The sequence below is a fragment of the Terriglobus sp. YAF25 genome, assembly GCF_052113305.1.
In the GTDB taxonomy this organism is placed as follows: domain Bacteria; phylum Acidobacteriota; class Terriglobia; order Terriglobales; family Acidobacteriaceae; genus Terriglobus.
Genome location: NZ_JBFRCY010000203.1, coordinates 1 through 10,270, shown reverse-complemented (window position 1 = coordinate 10,270; position 10,270 = coordinate 1). Strand labels below are relative to the sequence as shown.

The following is a 10,270-nucleotide window of genomic DNA, read 5'->3' as shown; positions in this document are numbered from 1 at the left end:
GCGATCAGCACGGCGGCGCGGGCATGGCCTGTATGGAGCTCATCGCCGAGGGCACCGCTCTGGCGAAGGCCGAAGGCATCCCCCTGGAAGCTGCAGCCGAAAAGCTGGTTGAGCTGTACCGCTCCCGGGGAGAACGGCTCGCCGGCATGGGGCATCGTAAGCACAGCACTGACCCGCGCAAGGATGTGCTCTTCGGAATGGCCGATGAGTTCGGCTTGGCCGGCGACGGCGTGCGCTTCATGCTGGCGCTCGAAGACGCAGTAGCGAAGAAGATCAAACCGCTGCCCATCAACATCGACGGCGTGCTGGCGGCTGTGCTCTTCGACCTTGGATTTCCGCCCATCATGGGCAGGCTGATCTTCATTGTGGGACGCGTTGCCGGACTTAGTGCCGAGGTAGCAGAAGAGCTGGCGCGAGAGAAGGCGATGCGTATCCATGTCCCAGTTGTCTACGACGGACCTCCGCCAAGAGATCTGTCGTAACACGCAAATGCTTCAGGAGAACGTATGGCGCCAAAGGTAATTACCGAAGAACAGAAGCAGGAGATCCAGGAGATGGTGGCCCGAGCCCGCGCGGCGATGGACGCCATCAAGGACTACGACCAGGCAAAGGTGGATCGCCTATGCCAGGCTCTCGGCTGGGCAATCGCGAACGAGAACACCTTCACCCGCCTCTCGAACAAGAGCATCGACGAGAGCGGTCTGGGCGATCGGGAGACCCGTCCTGGCAAGCGATTCAAGATCCACGGAATTCTGCGCGATGTGCTGCGGCAGAAGAGCATGGGCATCATCGAAGAGGTTCCCGAGAAGGGGCTGGTGAAGTACGCCAAGCCCGTTGGCGTGATCGCTTCCCTGGTGCCGGTGACCAACGCCGCGCTGACCGAAGCCGGTAACGGCATCTTTGCTATCAAGGCAAAGAATGCTGCCATCTTCTCACCACATCCGGCGAGCAAGAACACCACCATCGAGACCGTAAACATTATGCGCGAGGTGCTGCGGCGCGAAGGCGTACCGGAAGATGTCTTCCAGGTGGTGGAGCGACCCAGCATTCCTGTCGCACACGAGCTGATGGCGCAGTGCGACATGACCATCGCGACCGGCGGCCCGGCGATGGTGAAGGCTGCATACAGCTCCGGCAAACCGGCCTACGGCGTCGGTGCGGGCAACGCCACGATGCTCTTTGATGAGACCACCAATGTGGAAGAAGCGGCGCGCAACACCCGCCTCAGCAAAGTTTCCGACAACGGATCGGGCTGCTCCTCTGATGGAAACCTGATCGTCGAGGCCACCGTCTACGATGCATTGCTGGAGCAGCTACAGAAAGAGGGCGGCTACCTGGTCTCTCCGGACGAGAAGGTGAAGCTGCAGGCGGTGATGTGGGATGCCGAGAACCATCGCACCGCACCGACGATTGCGCGGCCGGCAGCCACGATCGCCGAACTGGCCGGGTTTTCCATCCCCGCAGGCAAGCGCTTCCTGATCGTTCCGGAGGAACATATCGGCAAACAGTATCCCTTCTCGAGCGAGAAGCTTTCACCGGTGCTCTCCATCTTCAAATACAGCGGATGGGAGAACGCGTTGAAGATGGTGACCGAGATCTACAAAGTCGGCGGGCGCGGACACTCCTGCGGCATCTACTCATTCAACGACGAACACATTGATCAGCTTGCACGTCTGGCCCCCGTAAGCCGCATGATGGTGCGGCAGGCYCAGTCGAAGGCCAACTCAGGCTCCTTCACCAACGGCATGGCCATGACCTCCAGCATGGGCTGCGGGATCTGGGGTGGCAATATCACCAATGAGAACGTCACCCTGAAGCATTACATGCAGACCACCTGGGTGAGCCGTCCCATTCCGGAAGACCGCCCATCCGATCAGGAGCTGTTCGGCGAGTTTTACAACACGCAGACTTACTAAGACGTCCAATCAGTCCCTACTGGCCCTGTGCGATACGCACAGGGGCCAATCTTTTGAGTGCAAAGATGCCGTGCTATCCCTGGATTAAATAGCCAAGGCCTGTGCGACATCTGCACAGGCCTTGAGACGTAGTGCTTCGTTAGCGTCTAAAAGATGTACTTGCCGGCGAACTGCATGATGCGCGGATCACCCGCAGTGGTGATGTATCCGAACTGCGAGTTGCTCAGTGCGCTGGTTGGGTTATTGAAGTTTGCTTTATTGGGAACGTTGAAGGTCTCCCAGCGGAACTGGAACTTCTGCGACTCGGTTACCCTGAACTCGCGCGACAGGGACATATCGAGCTGGAAGGCGCCCGGCCCATGCAGCGTGAGCGGACGATCCAGGGCGTAGGTTCCATTCGCAGGAGACGTGAATCCAGACTTCACGAGGACGTTGGTGATGTATCCGTTGGCTACGCTGAATTTCGTCATCGCACCGTATGGATTACCTGACTTGATGGCGAGCTGCCCTCCCACGCCGGTCAGGGCGTTGTCGACGCCGGTCGTCACGGTGTAATACCCACCGCTGCGAGCCGTAAGGATGGTGGAAAGCCCCCACCCGCCAAAGATTAGATTGGCATAGCGCTCCGCGAAATGTGGCCCAGTCAGAATCAGCGAGACATTAGCCACGTGACGACGGTCCGAGTCGCAGTTGGAGTAGCTGGCGGCACGATTCCCAGGGATGACGTACGACGGTCCAGTTAGCTCCGTCGTCTCTGCCTCGCTCAGACAGTGAGACCAGGTGTAGTTGGCCACCATATTCACAGTCTTGGCTCGGCGGTTTACTGAGACCAGCGTACCGTTGTAGTTGGCTGTGCCACCATCATCCAACTGACCGGTCGTGGAGTAGTACTGGCCATTCGCCAGGTTCGAGGTGATCAACCGACGCCGGTTATTCGTATTGCCGGTGGTGGAGCATGCCCCGGACGTCGGACGTAACGATGACTGCATCCCGGCGCAGTCCGTGGAGGCACCCGTCATGGTCCCTGGGATATAGGTAGCCGGGTTCAGCTCATAGCTCGTCATCAAGTGCGTCGTCTTGTTCCCCAGATAGGTTGCGCCAAAGAGCCAGCGTCCTACCTGCTTCTGAACGGAAAGGTTCCACTGCTGCAGATACATCTGCTTCAGGTCCAGCGGCGCATTGACGTAGATGCCCTGCGTGACGAACGGTGTGGTCGGAGTCAGATGGGCAAGCGCCGGGAACGGGTTTCCGCCCGCATACGTGGCCCAGGGATTTGCCAGGTCAACGTTGTTGACGCTGACCGTCTGGCCCCACGGCGGCGAGTTGGAGTAGCGGGTGAAGAAGAACATCTGTGGAGAGTCGTAGAACATGCCATACCCGGCGCGGATCGACAGGGTTCCGTCCTTCGATGGATCCCAGATCAGGCCGACGCGGGGCTGGAAGCCGCTCATGACGTTGCCACGGTTGTAGGAGCGTCCCGGATATCCTGCATCTCCCGGAAAAGTCAGACCGGCAGGAGCAAGGGCGTACTGTGTACTCTTCGCGCCGGCGTTGAAACGATTGATGTCAAAGTTCTGTGCATGGCTGTCTACGTTGTAGAACGGAATGTATGGTTCCCAGCGCAGACCGTAGTTCACAGTCAGATGATTATTGGCGCGCCATGAGTCCTGCGCATAGAGCGCGACATAGTTCCAGCGGTCGTTCTCGTAGTCGGCGTTGCCCTGATTGAAGCTCGCGACCTTGCCCACCATGAAGTCTGCAAAGCCCGCGGTATTGGCGCCGTAGACTGTGCCGTTGAACGTATAAGCCCCATTCGTTGGCCGATTGTTGACGGTGTTCATATAGGCAAACAGATACTGCGCACCAAACGCGAGCGAGTGCGTACCCCGCGTCAGGCTGACGTCATCCCCCACCTGGTACTTCACAGTGTTGAAGTAGCCGATTGCTGAGTTGGCGGACAATCGTTCCCTGGTAACCTCCGAAGAAGAAGAGCTTGTTCTTCCTGATCGGTCCGCCCAGTACTCCGCCAAACTGGTTGCGCTTCAGGTTGTCCTGCGTCTTCACACCATTGACGTAGTTGAAGTAGTTCGCCGCATTGAACATGAAGTTGCGAACAAACCAGAAGACATCGCCGTGGAACTGGTTGGTTCCCCCTTTCGTCACAGCGTTGATCGCGGCCGAGGCATGATTGCCATACTGCGCGGGCAGAGAGCTTGTCTCCGACTTGAACTCCTGCAATGCGTCCGGGAACGGCAGCGGAAGGTTCAGGTTGTTGAAGACATCGTTGTGGTTGCCACCATCCAGGACGTACGCTACGCCGTTCGGCAAACCGCCCGCGACCGCGATCGTAATCGTTGGAAAGTTTTTATTTGTATTCAGATCACCTGCCGGTGCGGTCGTAGTAGCGCCGGCCAAGGCGATGAGCTGTGTTGGATCACGCCCGTTCAGCGGAAGCTCTACTACCTGCGTCCGGTCGATAACCTGACCGACGCCATTGCTTACTGTTTCCACGGAAACACCAGAGGTTGACTCGACCGTGATGACATCCGTGACACTACCAAGCGAGAGCTTCACATCCACGTCGGCATTACTGCCGACCTGCAGCAGAATSCCGGTGATCGTCGATGTCTGGAAGCCCTGCACGGTGACCTGGATCTTGTAAGGGCCGAGCGGCAGGTCGGGTGCGCTGTACGCCCCGTCGCTGGCCGTTTGTACCGTGCGTGTAAAGCCTGTCTCGGTCTGGGTCAGCACTACCGTGACGCCCGGCACGCCGGCGCCCGTAGGGTCCTGCACAATGCCACCGATTCGAGAGGTGTTCAACGACTGCGCCCCCGCAAACGCGCAGCACAAAAGTACTGCGACGAGTAAAACGTAGATTCTTTTTTTGGTCTGCATCACATCCTCACACTGGCTGAAAACCTGACCCGATTGGCCATTTGCACAATCAGTCCTGTTTCTCAATCGGAAGCGGATGCTAGGCGGCGCGTTTTTAAGGTGTCAACACAATTACCGTGCCAATACCGTTCACAAAAGGTATCAGCTTTGCCGTGCGTGCTAGCATCACGACCGGCACACGAAGACGCGCGCGAAGGTAAGGAGAGGTGGAATGGGTAAGAGCAGTTATCTGCGGTTCGCGGTGATCGCAGCCGTACTCGCGGCACCGGTCATCGGCTATGCACAACCGGCTGCAGCGGACTCAGGATGTCCAGCACCAGRTGTGCGTGGGCTGCGTCCTGGCGGACCGAATGGAGGGACAGGCGTACGTCCTGCCGGGCCACCTCCCGAGGCCGTCCCCGCAGGCCCACCGAAGAAGCGCCTGCTGATCTGGGCTGACACACGCAACGGCATCGCACAGCACGATATCGCCCATGCCATCGCGGTGATTGAAGAGATCGGCTACAAGTCCGGAGCCTATGACTCCTGGATTCGGACAGACTCCAACATCATCTCGCGAAATCCGAAGATGACAACCGGCGAACCTGCAAGCGGAGGCCCCAGCCTATGCAACGTCGATGCAATCTTCTTCCTCGGCCACCGCGAGATCGCACTTGACGAACCGCAGAAGACAGACCTGCTGTGGTTCGTCCACGATGCCGGAAAGGGCTTCGTCGCAGCGCACACGGGAACGACTGCGTTTCTCTCATGGCCTGAATTTGGTGAACTGCTCGGCGGACGCTTCGATCAACACCCATGGGGAACCATCGAAGCTCCTGTAATCGTCACCGACCCGAAGTTCCCGGGTATGGCGCAGTTTGGACCAACCTTCACGATGCGCGATGAGTTCTATCAAAGCAACGGCTTCTCTCCGGAGAAGAGCCGTGTGCTGATGCGCCTGGATACAACGCATCTGAACAACGACCCCAAGCGCGGCGTGAAGGCGGAAGACTATCCTTACGCGCTGACCTGGGCAAAGAGCTACGGCAAGGGACGAGTCTTCTACTCCACCTTTGGACATGCGCCTTCCATCTGGGATAACCCGAAGATCCAGGAGATGTATCTCCAGGCTATCAAGTGGGCACTCGGGGAGCTTGATGCGGATGCATCACCGATAGCCATGCCGCCACCCGCACCAGGAGCATTGCCGGAGAAGGCATCCGAGTAGGTAGCGCAATACTTCTGAGTGGGATTCCTTCTGTTGAGGGAATCCCACTTTGCCTTATCTCCTTTTCTTGCCCGAACGCTACGCTTGACGCTACTTTCCTGCCGTATGTTTCGCGGCCGGCTTGGCAGCGCTCTTCGGCAGAGCAAATGCGATAACAGCATCAGCCACTGGGTCCCGTAGAAAACCACCTCCGGCGGCAGACACAATCACGTACTGGCGGCCGTCCTTACCGAGATAAGTTGCGGGAATTGAGTGCGCAGGCGCATCAATCTTTGTAGACCAAAGCTCTTTGCCGGTTTTCGAATCGAAGGCACGGAACTTTGAGTCAACGGTGGCTCCGATAAAGATGAGGCCGCCGGCAGTGTTAATGCCTCCGCCAAGATTCGGTGTTCCGGTCTTGAGTCCCTTCTCTTCAAGCTCTGGAAACGCTCCGAGAGTCGATCTCCACGCGATCTCACCGTTATTGATGTTGACCGCCACCAGCTCCCCCCAGGGAGTCGGGGCGCAGGAGTAGCGCGTATCAGGCTGCCAGAAGCGCTGACCTTCTGGCGTGATCTTGCTGTAGCGCGGACCGGTGGGCGCAGTAGCAGGACGGTCTGCAAATTCCTGGTCGGGCGGGCCGGAAGGCTGCTGCCCTCCAGTTCCCGGCGGCGGACCTGACGGGCGGCCGCCACCCTGGGCGCCTGGGCGAGGTCCACCGAAACGTGGCCCACCGGTGCCGATATGCCCCCACTGGCCTGCGTTCATCACGTTAGTGAAGACGAGTCCAAGGGCCGGGTTGTACGAGACACCATTCCAGTTGCCGCCACCGACGGCGCCGGGAAATTCAACAACGTCCTGGTTGAGTTTCCACGCATTGAAGGGAACCGCATCCTCGAGCTTGTATTTCTTCCAGAGCCCCTCGCAATAGTCGGTCAAACTCTGGGTAATGTTCTTCGGCAGCTCCTCGTGCTTCATGCTGATGCGCGCGATCGGCTCCGGTTTGATCGGAAACGGCTGAGTCGGAGAGGACTTCTCGCCGGGGACTGTGCTCGGTGGCACAGGCCGCTCTTCTTCACCGAAGATCGGTTTACCGTTGCGGCGATCGTAGATGTACATCAGGCCGGTCTTTCCCATGTGAACAACGGCTGGAATCACCTTACCCTTTTGCCTAATCTCTACCAGGGTGGGCGCCGCTGCGGAATCGAAGTCCCAAAGATCATGATGGACAAGCTGGTGATACCACTTCAGCTTGCCGGTATTGGCATCGAGCGCCAGCAGCGAGGTTCCATACAAAGTGTCGCCTGGACGGCTGATACCGACATAGTCCGGCGATGGTGGCGCCGTCGGGATGAAAGCGATGCCAAGTTTTTCGTCAACCGTAATATGCCCCCATACATTGACGCCGCCTGTAGTCTTCCAGGCATCGTTGTCCCAACTCTCGTGCCCGGGCTCTCCGGGTTGCGGTACCAGGTTGAAGTTCCACACCATCTTGCCGGTCTTGGCATCCCAGGCGCGGACATGCGTATCCGTCGTCGGCAGAATGAGCATGTCCTTGTAGACGGCTGGAGGTGAGGTCATCTTGGACTTGATATCGAGGTAACCGTTTTCGCCAAACTCGGGTACGGGCTTACCGGTCTTTGCGTCCAGTGCCACGATGCGGCCCTTCTCGACGGAGCCGATAATCCGTGCGGGCGAGGTCTTATTGCCGGGCCAATAAGCAACGCCGCGTAACGTAGTCTCCTGGGCAGAGAATTTCCAGATCTGTTCGCCAGTGACACCATCAATGGCGAAGTACCCGTTCGGTGACGACATGTAAACAACCGAATCCACAATGACCGGCGTACCTTCGTTCTGAGTATCCCCGCCAGTGTGAAAGGTCCAGGCGCGCTCAAGTCTTGCAACGTTGGCCGGGTTGATCTGAGTCAACTTTGAAAATCGCGAGGCGCTCTGGTCTTGCCCATAAGAAGCCCAGTTTGACTGTGACCACAACGGGGTGACGCCGGCCAACGTAGTTAGCACCGCAAGACTGCGTAGATATGGATTTGTCATTTGCTCTTTCACATTGCACACGCCTCAGGAGCGCGTGGCCATTCAGCATAAATGGCTATCATGGAAAAACACGAGGTTGTTACCGTATCTACACCGAAGCCTGACCGGTGGAATGTCTCCGGCCGCCGAACGCGGCAAAATCGTCGGTTCACTGATGGCCGGTCTACTCTCCGGCGTTCTGCTTGCGCCGACCTTGGGGCTTTATCGATGATCGATGTCGCTACCTCGGATCCATTTCACATCGATTTCGTCCGCTATCCCCTACTGCAAGACCTTCTTATAAKCTCCAAGTACCAGTGCGCCGTCTTTTGTCACGACAACATCGTCTTCAATCCGAATACCGCCATGTGCGGTCGTATAAATGCCGGGCTCCACTGACGTAAACATACCTTCTTCCAGTACATCCTCCGAACGCGGCCCAAGAATGGGCGCCGGCTCGTGATATCCAAAGCCAAGACCGTGACCTGTGATGTGTGGGAAGCTGGAGCCGTACCCAGCTTCTTCAATCACGGCTCTGGCCGCGGCATCCACGTCTCTGGCGCGTACGCCGGCACGCACAGAAGCAACCGCCGCCTCCTGTGCCTCGCGTACCGTTTCGAAGATCCTCATCTGCTTATCGCTCGCGCGCCCCGCGACGCGAACACGCGTCCGGTCTGCCCAGTAGCCATCGACTACGACTCCAAGTTCCAGTACCGCAATATCTCCATCGGCCATCGGTCTCGTGGTGGAGATGACGTTCGGCCGATGCGCATAGGCTGTCTCTGTCGCCCCTGTCGTCACTTGAGCAAAAGCTCTCACGCGCACACTGTCGCGATACCCGGTACCGTGCACCATCACCGCCTGTTCCACCAGGGCAGCAAGCTGCACTCCAGAGATGCCAATATTGACAGCCTGCTCAAAGGCCTCCAGGCCGAAACACGAGACCTCACTCGCAATCGCGAGCCGCACGATCTCATACGCTGTCTTGCGCACCCGCCCTTCGAGCATCAACCGTGTCACATCGACGAGCGTCTTTCCCTCGCACGCCTCAGCGAGTAGGCATTGAAAGGAGGTTGTGGGCACCAGGCCTTCGGCCGCATTCCATGAAGGGRCAACCGTCTCGAAGTCTCCCTCATACCCAATGGTGCGCCACCCTGGCTTCATCTGCTGCGCCAGCAGATCCTTCACGACCAGGGCCGCCGGCGGATCCAGTGCGCCGCCCAATGGATAGTAGATCGCCTCACACTCAACGAGAGAGGCGCACACCTCCGCCTGGTAACACTCCGGAACAATGCAAACTGATTTTCCTTCACGGGGAAAAACCAGATACGCAGCGCCAATCATCGGCCAGTGCCCACTCAGCAACAACACATTCTCCGGCAGACGAAGAATCAGTACATCCAACTGTTGCGCTTCCATGGCGTGACGCATGCGGAGCCTGCGTTCCTGATTCACCATTCTCTGTTCACCATCCGTCTTCTTCCCTTGCATTGACAATCCCTGTTCTGCTTAACCCGCACCGATAAGCCCGGATACAGCAACATGCCGCCGTCAGAATAAATGGTTGCCCGTGAATGTAATCCGACTGATCTGAAACAAGCCACACCGCAAGTTGCGTGATGCCATCGGGCTCCCCAATCGTTTGGAGGGAATCAACTTCAGCAGCAATTGATCGAATAGTTAGGGAGTTTGCTTCTCATCTTCAGCGCTCATGATTCCGTGCGCTGGATAGAACTTCACGAAGACGAACCAGCATCGAGCGAATGGTATCGCTGTTCTTATGGGGCCGACTAACTCAACCTGATCTCTGCCGCGCGTGAGCTTACCCAACGCAGCTAAGAAAATGCACTATTGGTTGCCCCCAGGGAATCGAACCGATTGAAAACAAGGAAGATAGCAAAGATTTCCACTGGGTACCCGGAATCGTACCCCAGAAAACTCAGCCGGACGCGATCCTGCTTGGCGTGGTTTCGCAATCCAAATCTGCACGGTGGAAATGACGAGGAGTGGACTCTCCCTGCCGTGGCTGCATTCAATCGGCAAAAACGCTTTGCCTTTACAAAAAGACACCCCTCCCCAAGGGTAGGAAGAGGTGTGAAAAACCATATGCCTTAGTTCGGATGGAGCCTAACACGCTTGAGTCGGGTCAAGAGCCTCGATCCCATCCCGCGAAGCAGGCCCGATCATCGTTTCAGAACGATCAGCTTCTCGCGAGTCATCTCGCGCATACTATGGCCAATCC

Annotated in this window: 7 protein-coding genes; 3 read left to right on the top strand and 4 right to left on the bottom strand. The window is 57.8% G+C overall.

The features are described from left to right. Both AB4043_RS10480 and AB4043_RS10475 read left to right on the top strand, forming a co-directional pair. On the top strand, positions 1-482 hold a 482-nt coding region (locus tag AB4043_RS10480; protein WP_442307013.1), incomplete at its 5' end, for a citrate/2-methylcitrate synthase. A gap of 24 nt (positions 483-506) precedes the next feature. Next, complete coding sequence (locus AB4043_RS10475; RefSeq protein WP_442303210.1) at positions 507-1,916, top strand: aldehyde dehydrogenase family protein; 1,410 nt, start codon at positions 507-509, stop codon at positions 1,914-1,916. A gap of 146 nt (positions 1,917-2,062) precedes the next feature. Here the strand turns inward: AB4043_RS10475 and AB4043_RS10470 are convergent, their stop codons facing one another. Both AB4043_RS10470 and AB4043_RS10465 read right to left on the bottom strand, forming a co-directional pair. After that, a complete protein-coding gene (locus AB4043_RS10470) occupies positions 2,063-3,877 on the bottom strand; it encodes a hypothetical protein (RefSeq protein ID WP_442307012.1) in 1,815 nt (604 codons plus the stop codon). Beyond that, positions 3,819-4,736: a carboxypeptidase-like regulatory domain-containing protein gene (locus AB4043_RS10465; RefSeq protein WP_442307011.1), complete on the bottom strand. Its 918-nt coding sequence runs from the start codon at positions 4,734-4,736 to the stop codon at positions 3,819-3,821. Before AB4043_RS10465 ends, AB4043_RS10470 begins: the two co-directional genes overlap by 59 nt. A gap of 286 nt (positions 4,737-5,022) precedes the next feature. On the opposite strand from AB4043_RS10465, the gene AB4043_RS10460 reads away from it, so the two are divergent. Beyond that, positions 5,023-6,018 (top strand): ThuA domain-containing protein, encoded by a 996-nt coding sequence (locus AB4043_RS10460; RefSeq protein ID WP_442307010.1) that lies wholly within the window; start codon positions 5,023-5,025, stop codon positions 6,016-6,018. A gap of 90 nt (positions 6,019-6,108) precedes the next feature. Here the strand turns inward: AB4043_RS10460 and AB4043_RS10455 are convergent, their stop codons facing one another. Beyond that, on the bottom strand, positions 6,109-8,049 hold the full coding sequence (locus AB4043_RS10455; RefSeq protein ID WP_442303213.1) for an outer membrane protein assembly factor BamB family protein: 1,941 nt from the start codon (positions 8,047-8,049) through the stop codon (positions 6,109-6,111). A gap of 261 nt (positions 8,050-8,310) precedes the next feature. After that, positions 8,311-9,486 (bottom strand): M24 family metallopeptidase, encoded by a 1,176-nt coding sequence (locus tag AB4043_RS10450; RefSeq protein ID WP_442307009.1) that lies wholly within the window; start codon positions 9,484-9,486, stop codon positions 8,311-8,313. Between the last annotated feature and the right edge of the window lie 784 nt (positions 9,487-10,270).

Bases quoted from the DNA above. Each gene is read 5' to 3' on its own strand.
- AB4043_RS10455 (WP_442303213.1), bottom strand. From the start codon at position 8,049: ATGACAAATCCATATCTACGCAGTCTTGCGGTGCTAACTACGTTGGCC.